Origin of the sequence: Micromonospora maritima (assembly GCF_902825405.1) — a bacterium.
GTDB lineage: Bacteria > Actinomycetota > Actinomycetes > Mycobacteriales > Micromonosporaceae > Micromonospora > Micromonospora maritima.
Map to the genome: position 1 here is coordinate 1 of NZ_CADEAU010000933.1, position 870 is coordinate 870.

Sequence of the window (870 nt, forward strand, 5' to 3'; positions counted from 1 at the left end):
CTGCTCGCCCGCGTCGCCACCGACCCCACCGGCGGTCAGGTGGCGGTCCGGGACGGCCGGGTGTCCGTGCCCCGTCTCGTCCGCGCCGCCGCTGGCGGCGCGGCGGCGTCCGGCGCCGGTGACGGCACGGTGCTGGTGACGGGTGGTACCGGCGCGTTGGGCGCGCTGGTGGCCGAGCATCTGGTGACCGGGCACGGGGTGCGGTCGCTGGTGCTGGTGTCGCGGCAGGGTCCGGCCGCCCCGGGGGCGGCGGCGTTGACCGAGCGGTTGACCGGGCTGGGTGCGTCGGTGTCGGTGGTCGCTGCCGACGTGACCGATCGGGAGCAGGTGTTCCGGCTGGTCGCCGGGGTGCCGGGTCGGTTGGTCGGGGTGGTGCACACCGCCGGTGTGTTGGACGACGGTGTGGTGTCGGCGCTCAGCCCGGAGCGGTTGGCGAACGTGCTGGCGCCGAAGGTGACCGCCGGGTGGTGGTTGCACGAGGCGACCCGTGATCTCGACCTGGACCTGTTCGTGTTGTTCTCGTCCCTCGCCGGCGTGCTCGGCTCGCCCGGTCAGGCGGCGTACGCGGCGGGGAACGCGTTCCTGGACGCGTTGGCGACGGCCCGGCGGCAGGACGGTCTACCGGCGGTCAGCCTCGCCTGGGGGATGTGGGACACGGCGGGGATGGCGGCGTCGTTGCCCGAGGAGGAGCGGCAGCGGTCGGCACGCGCCGGGTTGCCGCCGATGGGCACCGACGTGGGGCTGGAACTGTTCGACGCGGCGCTCGCCGAGGGCCGGCCGGTGCTCGTGCCGGCCGTCGTCGACGTACCGGCGCTGCGGGCCGCCCTCGACGGCGGGCCGGTCCCGACGGTGCTCCGCGCCCTGACCGGC

1 protein-coding gene is annotated in these 870 nt (G+C 76.2%); it reads left to right on the plus strand.

Translation table 11 applies throughout. The features are described 5' to 3' along the window. A partial coding sequence (locus HUW36_RS33630; protein WP_174531674.1) for a beta-ketoacyl reductase occupies positions 1 to 870 on the plus strand: 870 nt, incomplete at both ends.